The following is a 19,654-nucleotide window of genomic DNA, read 5'->3' as shown; positions in this document are numbered from 1 at the left end:
AAACAACATCTCGCGAAGCCTTACGACTCGGCGCCTCCGCTATTGCGCCCAGGAAGGCATCAAGTCGTTCTCGGCCGCAACCGCATCGTGGACACCGCGTGCGATCGCACGCGCCATCGTCGAGGCGGCGGCCGCGCTGAGATCGATGAAATCCTCAAGCAGGGGCGCCTTGCCGCTCGCTCCAGTCGCGAGCGCGAAGACCAGGTCGCCGTCAAGCGGTGTGTGGGCCGGCCATAACGCGCGGGAAAAACCGTCATGAGCGGCGATAGCCAGCCGTTTCGCCTCCGCCTTGCTGAGGATCGCATCGGTGGCAATGACGGCGATCGTAGTATTCGCAGCGGCCGATTGCCTTTCACGGAACTTGAAGCGTGCAACCGCCGCATCCTCCGGCAGAGGATTGGGGTAACCGAGACCGCCGAACTCGCCATCCAGTTCGAAGGGTGCCGCCCAGAAATGGCGCGTATTGCCGATTGTCGCCGAGCCGAGCGCATTGACGGCGACGAGTGCGCCGATCGTGATGCCATTGGCCAGCAGCGTCGATGCCGAGCCGAGGCCGCCTTTGAAGGTGGCCGTGCGTGCGCCCGTGCCGGCACCGGCCGTCCCGGTCAGAAATGCTACACCGGCAGCCCGCGCGGCGTCGTAGCCGAGGTCGCGATAGGGCGAAAAGCGCCCCCAATCCTTGTCGCCGCCATTGATAAGATCAAAGAGAATTGCCGCCGGAACGATCGGAATGCGATGGGGACCGACCTCGAAGCCGCGTCCCATCTCGCGAAGGGCCGCCTGTACCCCGGAGGCGGCGTCCAGACCGAAGGCCGAACCGCCCGAAAGCACGACGGCGTCCACCGTCTGAACGGTGTTTTCCGGCGCAAGCAGATCCGTCTCCCGTGTTCCCGGAGCACCGCCCAGGACCTGGACCGCCGCCGTTGCCGGCTGCTCGCAAAGCACGACGGTGACACCGGACTTCAGCCGGTGGTCCTCGGCGTTGCCGACCAGCAGGCCGGCCACATCCGTAATCAGGTTGTTCGGTCCCTTGCGCATCAGTCCGCACCGCCTGCGCCCGTGGCGGCGACGAAGCGGCCGTCCTGCCACTCCATCAGCCTGTAAGGCGTGTCGGTCCTCTCGTGGCTGCCGCTGAATTTTATCGGCCCGAGGATCGTTGCGTAAGGCCCCTTCAGAAGCGCCTCGGAAAGCGCGCTGTCATCTTTGGCAGCTTGGTCCTTTGCCTGTTCGAGGAGCGACATGGCGGCAAAGGCCGGCAGGACATAGCCTTCGGGTTCGGTTCCGCTCGCACGCATCGCCTTGGCGACGGCTCCGGCTTCGGCCGACCGAGACGCATCCGGAACAGTCACGGCGAGCACGCCGTTCTCCAGCGGCACGTCGAGGTCGGCGGCGTTCAGTACATCGCCGCCGAGCAGGGTTATCGGGATGTTCTCAGCCTTCGCGTCACGCGCGATCACGGCGGTGTCGTAGCGGTCGCCTCCGGTAAAGACGTGGGTGGCGCCACTCTTCGCCAGTCGACGGACGAGGCCGACCTGTTGCTCCTGAGCCGGCCGATAGGTATCGGTGAACACGGGCGTCACCCCAATCTCGGCAAGTGCGCTGCGAACACCTTCGACGAGCTCCCGGCTATGGATCGTCCCGTCGTCGATGAGCGCGAGCGGTTTGCCCTTCCAGTTTGCGACGATGACGTCGGTGACCGCCGCGGCTTCGGCCTTTCCGCTCGGCGCCAGGCGATAGAACGGCCACTTTTTCTTGAGCGCGTCCTCCATCAGGATGTCGGAGCGGACACTGAGGGTGATGGCGGGAATGCCGGCTTCGGCCAGTGCGGGCAGGGCGGCTTCAAGACTCTCCGTGCAGAGAAAGCCGATCGCGGCCTCCGCGCCGCTTTCCAGCAGCGCCTTCGTCAGCGCCTCGCCGCCGGCGGGATCACAGCTTTCGTTGATCGGGACAATCTCGCTTCCACGGTCGCCTGCCTGAAAGGCCGCGCCAGCAGCCATCTGCTTTCCGAGCATGGCGAAGGGCCCGTCTGCGGGAGCGACGACGGCAACCTTTAACCCCGCCGCAAGGGCAGGGGAAGCCGATAACAATCCGGCGGTGACGAAGCTCGTAACAATCGATCGAAACATGTATTTTTCCCGCAACGACGCCATGTTTTAAGGATGTGTTTCTTTCCGTCAAAGGAAAAGATCACACGCCGCAGCGCCGCGCGTCTAATCAGACGCGCAAAGCTCGCCGCAGAACTTTGCGTTCCTGCATGATTTTGTCCTTAAATCGATTCCGATTTAAGGATTCATGCAGCGAGAGCTTGTTATCCCGATCACGCCATCGCCATGCCGCTGATCCGCAAGAATTTCGCGCGGCCGGGTTTCATATTTTCCGTGAGAGTCTATGTATGTGCAAGACATCGATCCGGAGAGAGATGTGTTGGAGAAGACACGGCTGGACCCCATAAGTTATCGCAATGCGATGAGCCGCATGTCCGCTCACGTGCACCTCATCACCGCGGCTGATGGGGGCGCGCGGCGCGGCGTCACGATCACTGCGTCCTGCTCGGTGTCCGACGAACCGCCGACGATTCTCGCCTGCCTCAACGCCGCAAATCCGCGCAACGATATCTTTGCGCGCTCCGGTGCTTTCGCGCTGAATCTTCTGGGTGCGCCGCACAGGACCCTGGCCCATGCTTTCTCCGGCCGTGATCAGCTCGACATGGAGCGGCGCTTCGCGCTCGGCCAATGGATGCAGCTCACCACCGGCGCGCCGATTCTTGCTGATGCAGTCGCCGCCTTCGATTGCCGCCTCATCGAGGCCAAGATCATGGCGACCCATCTCATCCTCTTCGGCGAAGTCGTCGACATGCGTCTCGGAGAGAAGCACGCACCGCTCATTTATGTGGACCGTGGATACCACACGCTATAAGTTTTTCCCCGACCGCGGAGGAAACATGGCGAAATACGAAACGGGAAAGCTGCCGCGATCCATCGATGAGACGATGGCGATGCTGGAGGCGCAGGACTACCTCGCCGGAACCGCGCTTGCGACGGTGCTTTTCCTGGCCCTGAAAATGAAGCGCCCGCTGTTTCTCGAAGGCGAGGCAGGCGTCGGCAAAACCGAAATCGCCAAGGTCCTTGCCCGTTCCCTCGATCGGCCGCTGATCCGGCTGCAATGCTACGAAGGGCTCGACGTCTCGTCGGCCGTCTATGAATGGAACTACCCAGCGCAGATGCTGGAGATCCGTCTTTCGGAGGCGGCCGGCATGGTCGATCGCCAGAGGATCGAAGGCGATATCTTCTCCGAAAGGTTCCTCATCCGCCGCCCGGTGCTGCAGGCGATCTCCGGCGGAACGGGACGGGCACCCGTATTCCTGATCGACGAGCTCGACCGCACCGACGAGGCCTTCGAGGCATTCCTGCTCGAAGTGCTTTCCGATTTCCAGGTCACCATCCCGGAGCTTGGAACGATCAGGGCGGACGAGCCGCCGATCGTTATCATCACCACCAACCGCACCCGCGAGATTCATGACGCCTTGAAACGACGCTGCCTTTATCATTGGGTGGACTATCCCAAGGCCGCGCAGGAACTCGATATCATCCGGCGCAAGGTGCCCGGCTGCAACGCCGCTTTGTCGCGCGAAATCGTCGCCTATGTTCAAAGATTGCGGGCGATCGATCTCTTCAAGAACCCCGGCGTGGCGGAGACGATCGATTGGGCGACGGCACTCACCGAACTTGACCGCCTGGCGCTCGATCCGGAAACGATCGCCGACACGCTCGGCACGCTGCTCAAATACCAGGACGATATCGCCCGGATCGAGGGCGCGGAGGGGCGCAAGCTGCTCGCCGAGGTCAAGGCCGAACTGCTGGCGCAGGGCTGACCGTGATGGCGGGCAATCACGTCGATCGCACAGCAGTTTCGCCGATAACGTTGGGCGACGGCAAACTCGCCGACAATATCGTCTTCTTTGCCCGTGCGCTGCGAAGGGCGGGAATGAGAATAGGTCCCGCCGCCATTGCCGACGCCATCGATGCCGTGAGGCTGATCGGGATCGGCTCCCGCAGCGAATTCTACGCCGCCCTGCAATGCACCTTCGTCAAGCGCCATGAAGATCAGGCCCTGTTCGACGAGGCATTCCGGCTGTTCTGGCGCTCGCGCGATCTTGTCCAGAAGATGATTGCGCTCCTCTCGCCCGTGGCACCGGAGCGGCAGGGCGAACATCGGACCAGGCGCGCCGGAGAGGAGCGCCTTCGCGACGCGCTCTTTTCCGGTAGGGGCGATGCCCGTTCGCCGCGTGACGAACCGGACGTCGAGGTCGATGCTCGCTGTACGGTCTCGGGTCGAGAGCTCTTCCGCAAAGCGGACTTCGCGCAGATGAACGCCGCCGAGATCGCCGAGGCCAGGAAGGCCTTATCGTCGCTGATATTGCCGCTGAATCGTGTGCGGACCCGCCGCTTTCGCTCCGCTCGCCGGCCGGTGCGCATCGACCCGCGCGCCACGATGCGCGACGCGATGCGCTTTGGTGGCGAATTGATTCTCCCGCGCTTTCGTGAGCCGCGCCTTGTCCATCCGCCGCTCGTCGTGCTCGCCGATATTTCCGGCTCGATGAGCCAGTACACGCGGATCTTCCTGCATTTCCTGCATGCGCTGACGGAACAGCGGCATCGTGTCCACACGTTCCTCTTCGGGACGCGGCTGACCAATGTCACGCGCCAAATGCGCAACCGTGATCCCGACGAAGCGCTGGACGAATGCGTGGCCGCGGTCAAGGATTGGTCCGGCGGCACGCGTATCGGCGAAACGCTTCATGAGTTCAACCGGCGTTGGTCGCGCCGGGTGCTCGGGCAGGGCGCCATCGTCCTCCTGATCACCGACGGCCTCGAGCGCGATGATACAGCGGAGCTGGAAATCGAGATCGATCGTCTGCATCGCTCTTGCCGGCGCCTTATCTGGCTCAACCCGCTGCTGCGCTTCGACGGATTTGAGGCGCGCGCCCGGGGTGTGCGAGCCATGCTGCCGCATGTTGACGAATTCCGGGCGGTGCACAATCTTGAGTCCGTGGCCGAGCTGGTGAAATCGCTGTCCGGACAAGGTGCGCAAGACGCCGATCCGCGGCGCTTCCTAGGTGCGAGAACGGCATGAAACAGCTGCGCTCGCAAGCGATCGGTACTGCTGTCTTGGAGAACCGGAACATGTCGACAGAGCGTAACGTCCTCGATCCGCTGGAGATCGCCGAAACCTGGTGCCGTGCCGGGCGCAAAGTGGCGCTTGCTACTGTCATCGAGACCTGGGGATCGGCACCGCGACCGGTCGGCAGTCATCTCGTCATCGATGACGAAGGAAACTTTCAGGGTTCCGTATCCGGTGGCTGTGTTGAAGGCGCGGTCATCGCCGAGGCAATGGAGATCATCGAATTGGGAGCCCCGAAGATCCTCGAATTCGGCGTTGCCGATGAGACTGCATGGCGCGTCGGCCTTTCCTGCGGCGGGCGCATCCGGGTCTATGTCGAAAGAATTGAAGGCTGACGATGGAACGCTCAACCCTTCAGGCAATCAATGCGGCGCGGGCCGCGCGACGGGCGGCTGTCGTCGTCACCGACCTTTCGGACGGCACGAGTCAGGTCTTTCCGGAAGGAGCCAAATTCCCGCCGGAATGGGACAGCGTGATCGTGCAAGCGTTGCGTTCGGGGCGCGCGGGCGTTACGGCAGTGGAAGAACGATCGCTGTTTATCAATGTTCATTTGCCGCCGCCGCGCATCGTCGCCATCGGCGCCGTTCATATCTCTCAAGCACTTGCCGGCCTGGCTGCAGTTGCCGGGTTCGACATGGTGATCATAGATCCCCGTACGGCGTTTGCGACGACGGAGCGCTTCGGTAACGTCGAACTCCTGGCTGAGTGGCCGGAAGACATTCTGTCCTCAAGGCCACTCGATCGCTACACGGCGCTCGCCGCGCTCACCCATGATCCGAAGATCGACGATTATCCCATCCGGGCGGCCTTGGAGGCGGGTTGCTTCTATGTGGGAGCGCTCGGCAGCCGCAAGACCCACGCAACGCGCGTCGAAAGATTGACGCAAGCCGGCGCGCCGGCGGAAGCCATTGGTCGTATCAAAGCCCCGATCGGCCTTGATATCGGTGCGGCGAGCCCAGCCGAAATCGCCGTCGCCGTCCTGGCCGAGATCATCGAAGCCTTGCGCCGACGTGATCCGACTGGCCGGGCAGGAGGTGCAAGATGAGGTTCGGTCCCGTGCGGCTCGCCGATGCCGAGGGCGCTGTTCTTGCGCATGCGATGAAAACCGAAACGCTGAGACTGTCGAAAGGCCATCGCCTGGGCCAAGCGGACATCGCGGCGCTTGCCGAAGCCGATGTGGAAGAGGTCATTGTTGCCCGGCTCGATGGGGACGACCTGCTCGAAGACGAGGCGGCTGCGCGGATCGCTGCAGCGATCGCTCCCGACCACCTGCGCTTTTCGCAAGCGGCGACGGGCCGGGTGAATGTTCACGCCACCGTTTCCGGTCTTTTCGTGGCAAATCGCGCCATCGTCGACCGACTGAACCGGATCGATCCGGCGATCACGCTCGCCTGCCTCGCCGATCACACGGCGGTCGCATCGGGCGACATGGTGGCGACGATCAAGATCATTCCGCTGGCGGTACCGGAGCACTTCGTCGCGCAAGCCGAGGACATGCTGCGGACCGAACCGGCCTTCGAGGTCAAGCCCTTCGCACCGCGTCGCGCAGCACTGATTGCAACCGAGTTGCCGTCGCTCAAGCGCCAGGTCATGGACAAAACCCAGGCCGTTCTCGCCGCTCGACTCTCGCGCTCCGGGAGCCATCTCGTCACGGAATGTCGTGTGGCGCATTCGGAGGGCGCCGTCGCTGCTGCAATAGCCGATCTAAAGTCGACGCATGATCTGATCATCGTTTTCGGCGCGTCTGCAGTCGCCGATCCGGGCGACGTGATTCCGTCAGCGATCCGCCAAGCAGGTGGCGTCGTCGAACATGTCGGAATGCCGGTCGACCCTGGCAACCTTCTCGTTCTGGGCCGAATCGGCGAAATTCCCATTGTCGGGGCGCCAGGTTGCGCACGCAGTCCCAAAGAGAACGGCTTCGACTGGATTCTCGACCGGCTGCTTGCCGGCGAATGGCCGAACTCGCAGGACATAACCGGCCTCGGTGTCGGCGGCTTGCTGAAGGAGATTCCGACGCGGCCGCAGCCACGGGAGCTAAGCGTCAGCCCACCGCGTGGTCCGGCACGGATCGTGGTTCTGGCTGCGGGCCGGGCAAGCAGGATGGGTGTCAGCGGCGGACACAAGCTGCTGGCCGAATTCGACGGGGTTCCACTGGTGCGGCGCTCCGTGGAAACGGCGATGGCGGCCGATGCCGGGAAGGTCGTCGTCGTAACCGGATACCGCGAAGCGGATATTCGCGCCGCGCTCGACGGCCTGTCCGTTATGCTTGTCTCCAATCCGGACTACGCCGCCGGCATGGCCTCGTCGCTGGTCGCCGGCGTGACTGCGCTTGGAACAGAGGCTGGCGGCGTTCTCGTGATGCTGGCCGACATGCCGGGCGTGACTGCCGATCATCTGCGCAAGATGATCGAAGTCTTCGATAACGAAGGGAGGCAAGCGGTCGTCCGTGCCGTCTCTGAAGGCCAGCGCGGCAATCCGGTCATTTTGCCGAGAGAGACATTCGCCGCAGTCAGGCAACTCGTCGGTGACGTCGGAGCACGGCATATCGTCGAGCGGTGCGGGCTTCCGGTCGTCGATGTCGAACTCGGCGAAGCGGCGCGCATTGATCTCGACACACCGGAAGCGATTATCGCCGCAGGTGGGGTTCTGAAGGAGTGAAGGATGGATAACGCGGCGATCGAGGAGATGTTCGAAACATTGGGGCCGGTCACGATCCGCCGCATGTTTGGTGGCAAGGGTATCTATTTCGAAGGTGTGATCTTCGCGCTCGAAGTCGATGGCGAAATCCTTCTGAAGGGCGACGCCGAATCGGCGCCGGAATTCGAGCAGGCGGGCAGCCGCCAATGGGCTTACGACGGTAAGGGAAAAACGGTGAAGATGCCCTATTGGAGCATTCCGGATGCGGCGCTGGATGATCCGGACGAGATGGCCCGCTGGGTGAGAATCGCTTACGCGGCGGCGCTCAGGTCGAAGAAATAGAATATGAAGCGGGCAACATTGATCATTTCATTGTTGAACCAATGAAATGATCCAACTCTTTGAAACTACACTTTTCCTGGAATTGCTCTAGCCGAGGGCCCGAACGGCATCGGCTGCGAAACGCGACAGCGGCTGGGGCAGCGCGGAAAGATCGAACCAGCCGATATCGGAGAGCTTGTCCGGTTCGGTGAGATGTGGTTCGCCGGAAAAATCTTCCGTCACGTAGATGAGCGAAATCCAGTGCTGCTGGTCCGCTTCGATCACCTGCTCGCTGATGCAGAGAAAGCGGGTCGAGTGGATCGAAAGGCCGCTTTCCTCTTCCGCCTCCCGGCGCGCCGCATTTTCGGCGCGCTCCATATGGTCGACCTTGCCACCTACGATGTTCCAGTGGCCTGCCTCGGGCGCCTTGAGGCGCCGGCAGAGCAGGATCTTGCCCTCGCGTAGAATCGCGAGACCGCAGCCAACACCGGGGAAATCGACGCCGGGAAGAGCCATGAGGCCGAAGGTCAGGCCTTACCGGCGATCAGCATGAAGGCCGGGATATCGTCGCCGAAACCGATCGGCGTCGGGCCGTCGTCGTGATCGCGGCGATGCCGGTTGCGGCGGTCGCGATTGTCGTCGTTGGCGGCATTCTGCGCGCGCCCCGGCCGATCGTTGCGGCCATTGTGACCGTTGTGACCGCGCCCGTTATCTGCATTGCGTTCCGGTTTCACTGCTTCCGCCCTCTCTGCAACTGGTTCGAGTTCAGCCGCACTATCGGCATGGGCGGTATCGGATCTATGTTCGGAGCGGCCCCTTCCGGAACGTTCCACATCTTTTTTGCGATCCTTGTGGCGATCACGGCCGCGATCCTTGCGGCCGGTATCATGGCTTTCCATCGGTTCCGGAAGCTCGGAAAGGTCGCCGTTCAGCCACTCGACCTTCTGGCCGATCAGCTTCTCGATGGCGTCGGCGAACTTCGTGTCGCGTTTCGTGACGAGCGTGAAGGAGGCGCCGGAACGGCCCGCTCGGCCGGTGCGACCGATGCGGTGAACATAGTCTTCCGCGTGAATCGGGACGTCGAAATTGAACACATGGCTGACGTCCGGAATATCCAGCCCGCGAGCCGCCACGTCCGAAGCGACGAGCAGCTTGATGTTGCCGTCCTTGAAATTCGCGAGCATCGCCATGCGCGAGCGCTGATCCATATCGCCGTGCAACGCGCCGACGGAGAAGCCATGGCGGTCGAGCGAACGGAAGAGATCGGCGACATCCTTCTTGCGGTTGCAGAAGATGATCGCGTTCTTCAGTTCGTCCTGGGCCCGGATCAGGTCGCGCAACACCGCACGCTTTTCATAGTCCTTGGCGTGCGCGGCGACGAACCGCTGGGTAACGGTGGTCGCAGTCGAGGAGCGGCGAGCCACTTCCACACGCTCCGGGTTCTGCAGGAAGCGATCTGCAAGCTTCTGGATTTCCGGCGGCATCGTCGCCGAGAAGAACAGGGTCTGACGGGTAAAGGGAATAAGCTTCGCGATGCGCTCGATGTCCGGAATGAAGCCCATGTCGAGCATCCGGTCCGCCTCGTCGATGACGAGGATCTCGACGCCTGACATCAAGAGCTTGCCACGCTCGAAATGGTCGAGCAGACGGCCGGGGGTGCAGATCAGAACATCGGCTCCGCGCTCGAGCTTGCGATCCTGTTCGTCAAAGGAAACGCCGCCGATCAAAAGCGCGATGTTGAGCTTGTGGTTCTTGCCGTATTTGTCGAAGTTTTCCGCGACCTGCGCGGCGAGTTCACGCGTCGGTTCGAGGATCAGCGTGCGTGGCATCCGGGCGCGGGCGCGACCCTTTTCCAGAAGCGTCAGCATCGGCAGAACGAAGGAAGCCGTCTTGCCGGTTCCGGTCTGCGCGATGCCCAGAATGTCGCGACGCTGCAGCGCTGGAGGGATGGCGCCAGCCTGGATCGGTGTCGGAATTGTGTAGCCCGCATCGGTAACTGCGGAGAGAACTTTTTGGCTCAGGCCAAGGTCAGCAAAATTGGTCAAAGGGGAAACTGTTTCCGTTCCGGTTCAATAGAACACTAATCGATCGATGGAAAACGCGCCATCACGTGGCGGCGCTCTTAAGCCGAAAGGCGCCGAAAGTCAAGAAATCCAGCACGTTGAAGTAGCGAAAGGTAAACGGGCGCGAATCTGCGCGTTTCTTGTCAAGCGGGAGGAGACAATGCTGGTCCTTGCTAGCATCAATTCAGATAGCCAGCAAGCTTCGTGCCGGCACTGAGAAAACGCATTGGATCGACGGCCTGATCGTTCAAGCGGACTTCGTAATGCAGATGCGGACCCGTCGAGCGTCCGGTGCTTCCGGATTTTGCAATGACGTCATCCGCACGCACATGGTCGCCGACATTGACCAGGATCACCGACAGGTGGGCGTAGCGGGTGACGACGCCGTTACCGTGGTCGATCTCGACCATGTTGCCATATCCGCCCGTCGGGCCAGCGACAGTGACGGTCCCAGCGGCGGCAGTGCGGATGCGCGTCCCGGTCGATGCCCGAAAATCGATGCCGGCGTGAAGCGCCAGGCGCCCGAGAAAGGGATCGAGCCGATTGCCGAAATTGCTGGTGATATCGCTGGCGGGCGCCGGATTTGCGAGCGGCAGCTTCCTGGCGGCTTGGCGGGTCCTCTCCAGTTCCAGAAGCGCGCTATCGAGTGCGGCAAGCGATTTCCCGAACGGCTCGTCGTTCTGCGGTTCGACGAAAGGGCCGCCGATCGCGGTTCGATCGATCCCGCTCGCGGAAGCTGCCGTCGTGCCGGCCGGCAGCGCGACGCCGGTGCGCTCGACGATCGTCCTGATGGCTTCGGACGCCCGGGCCGCGTCGCTTCTCAGGCGCTCCATGCGCACCATGTGATCCCGTTCGACATCTTTCAGCGAAAGCGTGACCCTGGAAAAGATCCGGTCCGCCCGGTCCGAGACCGTTTCCTTGTCTCGGCTTCCAGGCAGGAGGGGCGCATAGGCGAGGGCGGCGAGGCGCATCGGTGTTGCATTGACCTCTCCGCTCATCCCCATGATTTCCTCGATTGCCTCGACGCCGCCATGCGCATCTGCAGGCTTCTCGTAGGCGAGGGGTTCGACCACCGGGGGCACGTCAGCGCCGAGATCTTCGGAAGCATCGGCACTTCTTGCCAGAGCACCGAGCCTGTCTCTGCGCGACCAAAGGGCCGACTGTTGCTGCAGGAGTTTCTCGACTTTTTCCTCGACGACCTGCTGGTCCAGCAACTGCCGACTCGTCACCCGGTCCACCTGCGCCCGGAGCGCCGTGATTCGGTCTTCGTACTCGTGCTGCATACGGGCCTGACGAGCGATCGTGCCGCCAATCAGGTCGTCGCGAAGAACCAGATAGGTGGTGGCCGCCAGGTATCCGATGCCGAAAACCCCGACGACAGATGTGACAAGCGCCGCCATCCAGGGGCGAACGGTCATATGCCGCACCTTGTCGCCGCTCGCCAGAATCAGCACGTGGCTTCGCGTGCTTTTTCCGAAGGCACGATTTGCCGGACGAACAGACACCACATCACCCCCGCCAGGTGCGAATTGCTTCGCATTGCTCGAGGGTGATTACACTTTATTAGGGTTAACAAATCATTGAGCGAAGCGTCTGGATCAGATGTTCGTAGACGACGTTATCGACCGGTAGAAGGACGGCGTCAGACCGGCCTCTGCGCGCGCGACATCGTTGAACGGAGCCTTCAGCGGGCCGCGAAAGTTCGCACGCACGAGTGCCTGGAACGTTGCGGCGGGATCCTTCCTTTGCCGGGCGCAAAGGAAGCGGAACCATTTGGCGCCGACGGCAACGTGACCCTTCTCATCCTCGTAGATAACATCAAGAACGGCAGCACTCTCGTGATCGCCGGTTTCCCGCATTTTCGCCTGTAAAGCCGGCGTGACGTCGAGACCGCGAGCCTCGAGTATGAGCGGCACGACCGCAAGGCGCGCGGTCAGGTCGTTCCGCGTATCGTGCGCTGCCTGCCACAGGCCGTCATGCGCGGGCAGATCGCCATAGTCCGCACCAAGGTCGTTCAGCCTCTGCCGCACCATGCGAAAATGTTTCGCCTCCTCGAAGGCGACCTGCATCCATCCGTCAAAGAAGGAATTGGGCACGGGTTCCGAAGCAAAGCGGGCGACGATATCGAGCGCCAGATCGACGGCGTTCAATTCGATATGGGCGATGGCATGGAGCAGGGCGATGCGCCCCTTCAACGAACCGAGCGAACGGCGCTTGACCTGCGTCGGGGGCGTCAGCACGGGCCTGTCCGGACGTCCGGGCCGCTCGGGAACACGGCGATCTCGCGGCGAGCGCAACGACAGCTTCCTCGCCTGCCAACGTCGAGCCGCCTGCTGCGCAAGCTCGGTCTTGAGACCGAGGTCTGACGCGCGGATCGCCTCGACGGCAGCGCCCCGCAGGCTATGGAATTGCGGAAGGTCGGTCATCCGTCGCTCCTCATACTCCATGTTTCCTTAAATCGGAGCCGACTTGAGGACAAAACATGCAGCAATTCAAAGTGCTACAGCGAGTTTTGTGCGTCAGAAAAGACGCACGGCGCAATAGTTCAAAGCGCCTTTGCGGCAGCCAGAACCTCGCTCGCATGACCCGCAACCCTGACCTTTTCCCAGACCTGGTTGATCGTCCCGTCCGGATTTATCAGGAATGTCGTACGTTCGACGCCCATGTATTTGCGCCCGTAGAGGCTCTTCTCCACCCAGACGCCATAGGCATTGACGACGTTCTTTTTTTCGTCCGCCGCCAGCGTGACGGTCAGATTGTGTTTCTTGGCGAAGCGATCGTGCTGCTTGACCGAATCGGGCGAGAGCCCGATGAGAGCGACACCCGCCGCCGCGAATTCGTCTGCGAGGCCGGAGAAGGAAATCGCTTCCTCGGTACAGGCCTTGGTGTCGTCCTTGGGATAGAAAAAGAGCACCACCGGCTTTCCGCGAAGAGAAGAGAGCGAGATCGAACCGCCGCCGCCGCGAGGAAGCTCAAAATCCGGGGCGACATCACCTGGTCCCAATCGTGCCATGATTTAACCTTTCTTACGCCAAGTTTTGTGGACATTCGGCAGGTAGGGCATATCGAAAATCGACGACCGCCGTCCAGCGGATTTGTGATAGATTTGACAGGTGCCGGACGGGCTTCGTGGCTACGAGCTAGCCGGTGTTCCGTCGTGTTAACTGGGGCGATGGCGGGCCTTTCCACAGCATCGGCGGGGTTGCGTGGTGACTTGGCTCCGCGAATTGTGATCTACATGGGCGAAGAAGAGGTCCGGCCCTTGGGCGCGGCGACTGACCTTACAGGGAAAAACAAAATGCCGCACTTAGGTGGAGGGCGCCCGCACCGATGAGCGAGATCCGCGGCGAAAGGGTTTGCTTTCGCAAGGAAGACATCATCGCGCTGCACGAGCTGCCTTCGGCGCAAGCCCATGAACCGGTTATCGTGCATGCGCCTCAACCGGGCGGCGCCTTGCGTCTTCTCGGCAAGATCATACTGTGCTGCTCGCTTCTGACTTTTGTCGTCGTAGCATCGCTCATCGCCGTCATCGAAGGCGGCCTGGTCGACGGGCCGCTTAACGCGCGGGCGCGCACCGCGTTGAATGCTGCCCTCGGCGAGAACTACAACGCCGATGTCGAGAGCACCGTTATCCGGATGACGAGTGGCGGCGCGCTCGCCTTGAAGGCGCGCGGGGTCACGCTCAAGGAAAGCGGGTCGGGCCGCCACCTCGCCCGACTGGGCGCAATCTCGATAGCGCTCGATCCCTTCGCGCTGATGACCGGACGCATCGCGGTGTCGCGCCTCGAGGCGGAAGAAGGCCAGCTCGATACGGGCCTGTTGCCACGCGGCGAACCGATCGATCTCACCACGATCCGGATCGCCGATGTCGGCGATGCACTCGAGGAGTTGTTCGCGCAGGTCGACCGCATGTCGCGATTGACCGCGGGCAGGGCGACACAAACCGTGCTGCTGTCCGATTTCAGCCTGTCGGTCACGGGAGCGCGTGGTCGCGTCGTTCCCGTCGAGGTGAAAACATTGGAGTTTACCCACGACCCCGACAGTTCCATGCGCGTTGATGGAACTATCGCGATCGACGGAGTAGACGCCCAATTGACCGCCAAGGCGCTCGGAGCGAATGGTCGCATCGGCGGCTTCGAGGGGACCGTCAGCGCTCTGCCGCTCTCTCCCTTTCTCCATCACGGCAGATCTGCGAACGAAGAGGCCTTCGGCATCGAGGCGTCGGCGGATGTCAGCCTGAAAGCCACGCGCGCGGCTGATGGTCAGAAGCCGGAGTTGGAAGTCGGCGTCAGGACATCGCAAGGTTCGTTCCATGCCGGTGGCCTTGTTTCCGTTCTCAATCCGTCCGAACTGAATGTCTCCTATGACTTTGGCCGCGCCTCGGTCGAAATATTGCCGTCCGTCGTCAAGATCGGACGCTCGAGCTTTCCTTTTACCGGTGCCCTGATCGATCTCGACAAGGTTGCCGAGGCCAGCCAAAAGGGGTTCGCGGTCGACCTTCTCTTGAGAAATGCGAGTACGGACCCCGAAGACATCCAGGAGCACCCCCTTGCCTTCGACGCCAAGGCAAGCGGACGGTTCGAGGCTGGCAGCCACCGGCTGATTTTCGACCAACTGGCGATTTCGAGCCCGCTCGGCTCCATGGCAGGTTCGCTTTCCCTCGCCTTCGGCAAGACGTCGCCGCAAATCAGCTTCGTCGCACTCAGCGATCAGATGCATTCCACCGCCGTCAAGCAGCTGTGGCCCTGGTGGCTCGCCAAGGGAGCAAGACGATGGGCACTCGGCAATCTCTTCGGCGGCACGGTGACCGACGCACGCATCGAGGTTTCGATACCGGAGGGACGGATTGCCAACAGCAAGGGCGATCTAAGGCTCAATGAGGACGAGCTCAACATCAACTTCGCAATCGACGACTCGCGTATCAACATAGCCGGCGACATCCCGCCGCTTCGCGACACTTCGGGGCATTTCACGCTCAGCGGCGAGCGCGTAGTCGTGGACGTCAAGCAGGGCGCCGCCTATTTTCCGTCCGGTCGCTCGGTCGCCTTGAATGGCGGCGACTTCATCATTCCCGACGTCTACGCGAAGCCGCTGATGGCGGAAATGAAAATCGAGGTCGGCGGACAAGCCGACGCGATTGCCGAGCTTGTCGCCTATAAGCCGATCCGCGCGCTTCAGAAGACTCCTTTCGTGCCGGAGGATTTCACGGGGCCGATGACGGCCTTGGTCGGCGCCCGGTTCGGCCTGATATCGGATCAGAGGCCGCCATCGCCGCTCTGGCAGGCCGAGATGCAGCTTCAGGACGTGACGATCAACCGGCCCGTCTCCGGTCGTTCCATCGCCAATCTGGCGGGAACGATGCGGATCGACAACGCTCAGGCGGTGCTTCAGGCGGATGCGTTGATCGACGGTTCCAAGATGCGGATCGCCCTGACCGAACCGGTGGACAGCAAGGCGAACGTGAAGCGGACGCGCGAAATCTCCGGAACGCTCGACGACGCCGCCCGGCGGAAGATCGCTCCGGCCTTGTCCGGCATCGTCAGCGGGCCGGTCGGTGTCGACGTTTCGCTGGCGGAAGACGGCAGTCAATCCGTCAAGGCGGACCTCGGCAAGGCTTCGCTGTCGCTGCCGTGGATCGGCTGGAGCAAGGGAGCCGGCATCCCCGCAAAGACGCAATTCACGATCAAGGCAACCGATGGCGTGACGGAGATCGGCGATTTCGACATCGCCGGCGATGGGTTCGGCGCCGCCGGTAACCTGCGTGTTGATGAAGCAGGCCTTGCGTCAGCTCAGTTGAGCGGTGTGCGCCTTGCGAACGGAGACAATTTCGCCGTCACCATCGATCGGAGCAAGGGCGGTTACACCATTGGCCTGACCGGTGCGGCAGCGGATATCAGGCCGGCGCTGCTTCGAGCCAAGGCAGGATCCGGTTCTGCCGACAGCGGCAATATCAAGGTCAAGGCCCGGCTTGACCGGGTCACGGGCTTCAACGGCGAAGTCTTGTCCAATGTGAATTTCGTCTATTCCACCCGCGGGCAACAGATCGAAGACATCGACTTGTCGGCCTTGACCGGGAGCGGGCAGGCGGTGGTGGCCAAGACCGCCAAATCAGGCCCCGACAATATACTGGAGCTGACAACCGGCGACGCGGGGGCGCTGGCGCGCTTTGCCGATATCTATCGCAACATGCGCGGCGGCCTGATGAACCTGAGGCTGCGCGACCGTGGCGCACGTTCCTGGCGCGGCGCCGTTGATGTGCGGAAGTTCTCGCTGGTCGGCGAACAGCGGCTGCAATCGATGGTCTCGACGCCGGCCGGACAGGATGGCCGCAGTCTCAGTCAGGCAGTTCGGCGCGATATCGACGTGAGCACGGCGCGGTTCGAGCGCGGCTTCGCTCAACTCTTCCTGGATCAGGGCACGATCCACGTCGAAAGCGGTGTCCTGCGTGGTGTCGATGTCGGTGCGACATTCCAGGGAACCGTCCGCGATGCGCGGGACCGGATGGACATGACGGGTACATTCATGCCCGCCTACGGGCTGAACCGGCTGTTCGGCGAGCTGCCGCTGATCGGCGTCCTGCTCGGCAACGGCCGCGATCGCGGCCTGCTCGGCATCACCTTCAAGCTGACCGGGCAATTCACGCAACCGCAGCTTACGATCAATCCGTTGTCGATCATCGCGCCCGGCGTCTTCCGCAACATCTTCGAGTTCCAGTGAGGAAGCCGGCCGGGATCACGGTGCTCTTGCCCGAAGCAATCCGAAGCATCCAATAGGCAAAACGCAAGTGGGATGGGAGCGGCGCTTCCCATCACACTCAAGAAGGTTTTGGCGTCACCCCGATGCGGCTCAGGCCGGCCGCACGAGGATGTGCTTTTTCTTGCCGAGCGACAGCTTGATGACGCCGCCGGCGATGTCGTCATAGGAAATGACCCGACGTTCGTCACTGATCGCTTCGTCGTTGATTCTCACAGCACCGCCCTGGACGTGGCGCCGGGCTTCGCCGTTCGAGCCCGCAAGGCCGGCGCGCACGATGAGCGTCAGCAACCCGACGCCGGCCTCGAGTTCGGGTGCGGGGACTTCGATCGACGGAAGGTTCTCGGCAAGGGCGCCTTCCTCGAAGGTCTTACGCGCCGTTTCGGCTGCCTGCTCGGCGGCCGCCCGCCCATGCAGCATGGCGGTGATTTCCGTCGCGAGAATCTTCTTGACCTCGTTGACCTCGGAACCGCCGAGCTCCGCGAGACGGCCGATCTCCGGCATGGGCAAGGTCGTGTAGAGCTTCAGGAAGCGCACGACGTCCGCATCCTCGGTATTGCGCCAGTACTGCCAGAAATCGTAGGCGCCGAGCATATCTGGGTTGAGCCAGACGGCGCCGCTCAACGACTTGCCCATTTTGGCGCCGGACGCGGTTGTCAGAAGCGGCGAGGTGAGGGCGTAGAGCTGCGGCGTGCCCATGCGGTGGCCGAGATCGATGCCGTTGACGATGTTGCCCCATTGGTCCGAGCCGCCCATCTGCAGCCGGCATCCAGTCCGCTTGTGAAGCTCCACGAAGTCATAGGCTTGCAGGATCATGTAGTTGAATTCGAGAAACGACAGCGACTGTTCGCGATCGAGCCGCATCTTGACGCTGTCGAACGAAAGCATGCGGTTCACCGAGAAGTGGCGGCCGACATCACGCAGGAATTCGAGGTAGTTGATGCCAAGCAGCCAGTCCGCATTGTTGATCATCAACGCGTCCTTCGGACCATCACCGTATTTCAGGTAATTGGAGAAGACCGTCTTGATGCTAGCGATGTTGGCCGCAATCGTCTCGGGCGTCATCAGTTGCCGCGCCTCGTCCTTGAAGGATGGATCACCGACCATGCCGGTGCCGCCGCCCATCAGCGAGATCGGCCGGTGCCCGGTCGCCTGCAGCCAATGAAGCATCATGATCTGGATCAGACCGCCTGCGTGAAGGCTCGGCGCTGTGGGATCGAAGCCGATATAGGCAGTCACGGTTTCCGTACGGAACAGTTGGTCGAGCCCGGCATCATCGGAGGTCTGATGGATGAAACCGCGCTCGCTGAGCGTATGGAGGAAATCGGACTTGAACTCGGACATGACCTGTTTCTTTCGGCTGGGTAGGACGTCTGCGGGCGGCGTTTATCATTGTTTTATCGAAAGTGCACGTTTTTGGTTGGCGGGCATTTTGTTATGAACGCAGTGGCGGAACGAGGAATAGTGCCTGTTTTCTGCCGGCATCGATCAGGCAACCGCCGCGGAGGAAATCAATGGGAAAGCTCTTGACGGCAATTGGCCTGATGAGCGGCACGAGCATGGACGGCATCGACGTTGCGCTGCTCCGGACCGACGGTGAGAGTGTCGTGCAGCGCGGCCCCTCGGCCGGATACGCCTACGACGCGCGTTTTCGGGCACGCCTGAAGCAGGGACTCGATGAGGCGAAATCGATCGCCATGCGGGTGGAAAGGCCGGGGACGCTCGCCCAACTGGAACGCGACCTGACACTGCGCCACGCGGAGGCGGTCAGAACATTCCTGCATGAAAACAACCTCTTGCCGGAAGACATTGATGTAATTGGTTTCCACGGCCAGACGGTCCTGCACCGCCCCGACGAAGGGTTGACAGTGCAGATCGGCGATGGAGACTTGCTGGCGCGTGAAACACAAATCGACGTCGTCTACGACATGCGGGCCAACGACATGGTGCATGGCGGCCAGGGGGCGCCGCTCATTCCGGCCTACCACGCCGCATTGGCGCGCGGCTTGTCGGAGCGGCAAGAGGTCGGCGCGCCCGTCGTCTTCGTCAATATCGGCGGTATCTCCAACATCACTTTCATCGGTACCGATGGACGAATCGTCGCCTACGACAGCGGCCCCGGCAACACGCTGATCGACCAGTGGGTCGAGGCCCATGCAGGCATTCCCTATGATCAGGGCGGGATGATCGCGAGCGAAGGTGCCGTGCTCGGGGAACTTGCCGAGCGTTATCTTTCCCATCCCTTTTTCACGGCACAGAAACGCCGCTCGCTCGATCGAAACGACTTTGCGCCGCCCTCGGGCGCGGACGCAAGCCTGGAAGACGGCGCTCGCACACTCGCCCACGTGACCGCCGCGGCCATTCTGAGATCGGCCGCACATCTTCCCGAGGCGCCGGCGACCTATGTCGTCTGTGGCGGCGGCCGCCTCAACCCGATCATTATGAAGGATCTGACGAACCTTGCCGATACGGCGCATGCCCGGGTGCTTGCCGCTGAAGCGCTGGAATTGAACGGCGATTCGATGGAGGCCGAGGCTTGGGCTTATCTGGCCGTGAGATCGTTGCGCGGGTTGCCGTTGACCTATCCCGGAACGACGGGCGTCGATCGCCCCGTGAGTGGTGGTCGATTGGCGTCAAAGGTGATCGATGCCGACGCAGAGCAAGGGTGAAGGTACATCGAACGGCCACAACGACCGCTT

General features: G+C 62.2%; 17 protein-coding genes. 9 read left to right on the top strand and 8 right to left on the bottom strand.

Annotated features, from left to right (window positions below; genetic code table 11):
• Positions 1-39: 39 nt before the first annotated feature.
• The gene (locus QN224_RS14510; protein ID WP_269284623.1) at positions 40-1,041 is read right to left on the bottom strand and encodes a P1 family peptidase; all 1,002 of its coding nucleotides are present in this window, start codon (positions 1,039-1,041) and stop codon (positions 40-42) included.
• Entirely contained in the window at positions 1,038-2,126 is a 1,089-nt protein-coding gene (locus QN224_RS14505) for a branched-chain amino acid ABC transporter substrate-binding protein (RefSeq protein WP_283977278.1), read from the bottom strand. The genes QN224_RS14510 and QN224_RS14505 overlap by 4 nt, the downstream gene beginning before the upstream one ends.
• Positions 2,127-2,388: 262 nt before the next feature.
• Between QN224_RS14505 and QN224_RS14500 the strand changes: the two genes are divergently transcribed.
• From QN224_RS14500 to QN224_RS14470, 7 genes are read left to right on the top strand one after another with little or no spacing between them, the layout of a single operon-like run.
• A complete protein-coding gene (locus tag QN224_RS14500; RefSeq protein WP_283977277.1) occupies positions 2,389-2,916 on the top strand; it encodes a flavin reductase in 528 nt (175 codons plus the stop codon).
• Positions 2,917-2,941: 25 nt separating this feature from the next.
• Complete coding sequence (locus QN224_RS14495) at positions 2,942-3,871, top strand: MoxR family ATPase (RefSeq protein WP_173513277.1); 930 nt, start codon at positions 2,942-2,944, stop codon at positions 3,869-3,871.
• A 5-nt stretch (positions 3,872-3,876) separates the two neighbouring features.
• On the top strand, positions 3,877-5,133 hold the full coding sequence (locus tag QN224_RS14490; protein ID WP_283977276.1) for a VWA domain-containing protein: 1,257 nt from the start codon (positions 3,877-3,879) through the stop codon (positions 5,131-5,133).
• Between the two features lie 50 nt (positions 5,134-5,183).
• A complete protein-coding gene (locus QN224_RS14485) occupies positions 5,184-5,516 on the top strand; it encodes an XdhC family protein (RefSeq protein WP_283977275.1) in 333 nt (110 codons plus the stop codon).
• Positions 5,517-5,518: 2 nt separating this feature from the next.
• Positions 5,519-6,226: an XdhC family protein gene (locus QN224_RS14480; protein ID WP_283977274.1), complete on the top strand. Its 708-nt coding sequence runs from the start codon at positions 5,519-5,521 to the stop codon at positions 6,224-6,226.
• Complete coding sequence (locus tag QN224_RS14475; protein WP_283977273.1) at positions 6,223-7,839, top strand: molybdopterin-binding/glycosyltransferase family 2 protein; 1,617 nt, start codon at positions 6,223-6,225, stop codon at positions 7,837-7,839. The genes QN224_RS14480 and QN224_RS14475 overlap by 4 nt, the downstream gene beginning before the upstream one ends.
• A gap of 3 nt (positions 7,840-7,842) precedes the next feature.
• The gene (locus QN224_RS14470) at positions 7,843-8,160 is read left to right on the top strand and encodes a TfoX/Sxy family protein (RefSeq protein WP_269283513.1); all 318 of its coding nucleotides are present in this window, start codon (positions 7,843-7,845) and stop codon (positions 8,158-8,160) included.
• An 87-nt stretch (positions 8,161-8,247) separates the two neighbouring features.
• On the opposite strand, the gene QN224_RS14465 is transcribed toward QN224_RS14470, so the two are convergent.
• The 5 genes from QN224_RS14465 to QN224_RS14445 all read right to left on the bottom strand — a co-directional run bounded on the left by QN224_RS14465 (position 8,248) and on the right by QN224_RS14445 (position 13,215).
• Entirely contained in the window at positions 8,248-8,655 is a 408-nt protein-coding gene (locus QN224_RS14465) for an NUDIX domain-containing protein (protein ID WP_283977272.1), read from the bottom strand.
• Between the two features lie 11 nt (positions 8,656-8,666).
• Entirely contained in the window at positions 8,667-10,184 is a 1,518-nt protein-coding gene (locus QN224_RS14460; protein WP_173513284.1) for a DEAD/DEAH box helicase, read from the bottom strand.
• 197 nt (positions 10,185-10,381) lie between these two features.
• Positions 10,382-11,620 (bottom strand): M23 family metallopeptidase, encoded by a 1,239-nt coding sequence (locus QN224_RS14455; RefSeq protein WP_283977271.1) that lies wholly within the window; start codon positions 11,618-11,620, stop codon positions 10,382-10,384.
• A 180-nt stretch (positions 11,621-11,800) separates the two neighbouring features.
• Complete coding sequence (locus tag QN224_RS14450) at positions 11,801-12,628, bottom strand: ferritin-like domain-containing protein (protein WP_283977270.1); 828 nt, start codon at positions 12,626-12,628, stop codon at positions 11,801-11,803.
• A 119-nt stretch (positions 12,629-12,747) separates the two neighbouring features.
• Positions 12,748-13,215, bottom strand: a complete 468-nt coding sequence (locus QN224_RS14445) for a peroxiredoxin (RefSeq protein WP_283977269.1) — start codon at positions 13,213-13,215, stop codon at positions 12,748-12,750.
• 317 nt (positions 13,216-13,532) lie between these two features.
• On the opposite strand from QN224_RS14445, the gene QN224_RS14440 reads away from it, so the two are divergent.
• Positions 13,533-16,919, top strand: coding sequence for a DUF3971 domain-containing protein (locus QN224_RS14440; protein WP_283977268.1), 3,387 nt, complete (start codon positions 13,533-13,535; stop codon positions 16,917-16,919).
• A gap of 129 nt (positions 16,920-17,048) precedes the next feature.
• Here QN224_RS14440 and tyrS read toward each other — a convergent pair whose 3' ends face one another.
• On the bottom strand, positions 17,049-18,299 hold the full coding sequence (tyrS, locus tag QN224_RS14435; protein ID WP_173513289.1) for a tyrosine--tRNA ligase: 1,251 nt from the start codon (positions 18,297-18,299) through the stop codon (positions 17,049-17,051).
• A gap of 170 nt (positions 18,300-18,469) precedes the next feature.
• On the opposite strand from tyrS, the gene QN224_RS14430 reads away from it, so the two are divergent.
• Entirely contained in the window at positions 18,470-19,624 is a 1,155-nt protein-coding gene (locus QN224_RS14430) for an anhydro-N-acetylmuramic acid kinase (protein WP_283977267.1), read from the top strand.
• Positions 19,625-19,654: the final 30 nt, after the last annotated feature.

It is taken from the genome of Sinorhizobium sp. 7-81 (genome assembly GCF_030124405.1).
In the GTDB taxonomy this organism is placed as follows: Bacteria; Pseudomonadota; Alphaproteobacteria; order Rhizobiales; family Rhizobiaceae; genus Sinorhizobium; species Sinorhizobium psoraleae.
The sequence above is the reverse complement of the archived record's forward strand: the minus strand, read 5'-3'. Positions and strand labels throughout refer to the sequence as shown.

Bases quoted from the DNA above. Each gene is read 5' to 3' on its own strand.
- QN224_RS14505 (WP_283977278.1), bottom strand. From the start codon at position 2,126: ATGTTTCGATCGATTGTTACGAGCTTCGTCACCGCCGGATTGTTATCG.
- QN224_RS14500 (WP_283977277.1), top strand. From the start codon at position 2,389: ATGTATGTGCAAGACATCGATCCGGAGAGAGATGTGTTGGAGAAGACA.
- QN224_RS14495 (WP_173513277.1), top strand. From the start codon at position 2,942: ATGGCGAAATACGAAACGGGAAAGCTGCCGCGATCCATCGATGAGACG.
- QN224_RS14490 (WP_283977276.1), top strand. From the start codon at position 3,877: ATGGCGGGCAATCACGTCGATCGCACAGCAGTTTCGCCGATAACGTTG.
- QN224_RS14485 (WP_283977275.1), top strand. From the start codon at position 5,184: ATGTCGACAGAGCGTAACGTCCTCGATCCGCTGGAGATCGCCGAAACC.
- QN224_RS14480 (WP_283977274.1), top strand. From the start codon at position 5,519: ATGGAACGCTCAACCCTTCAGGCAATCAATGCGGCGCGGGCCGCGCGA.
- QN224_RS14475 (WP_283977273.1), top strand. From the start codon at position 6,223: ATGAGGTTCGGTCCCGTGCGGCTCGCCGATGCCGAGGGCGCTGTTCTT.
- QN224_RS14470 (WP_269283513.1), top strand. From the start codon at position 7,843: ATGGATAACGCGGCGATCGAGGAGATGTTCGAAACATTGGGGCCGGTC.
- QN224_RS14465 (WP_283977272.1), bottom strand. From the start codon at position 8,655: ATGGCTCTTCCCGGCGTCGATTTCCCCGGTGTTGGCTGCGGTCTCGCG.
- QN224_RS14455 (WP_283977271.1), bottom strand. From the start codon at position 11,620: ATGACCGTTCGCCCCTGGATGGCGGCGCTTGTCACATCTGTCGTCGGG.
- QN224_RS14450 (WP_283977270.1), bottom strand. From the start codon at position 12,628: ATGACCGACCTTCCGCAATTCCATAGCCTGCGGGGCGCTGCCGTCGAG.
- QN224_RS14445 (WP_283977269.1), bottom strand. From the start codon at position 13,215: ATGGCACGATTGGGACCAGGTGATGTCGCCCCGGATTTTGAGCTTCCT.
- QN224_RS14440 (WP_283977268.1), top strand. From the start codon at position 13,533: ATGAGCGAGATCCGCGGCGAAAGGGTTTGCTTTCGCAAGGAAGACATC.
- tyrS (WP_173513289.1), bottom strand. From the start codon at position 18,299: ATGTCCGAGTTCAAGTCCGATTTCCTCCATACGCTCAGCGAGCGCGGT.
- QN224_RS14430 (WP_283977267.1), top strand. From the start codon at position 18,470: ATGGGAAAGCTCTTGACGGCAATTGGCCTGATGAGCGGCACGAGCATG.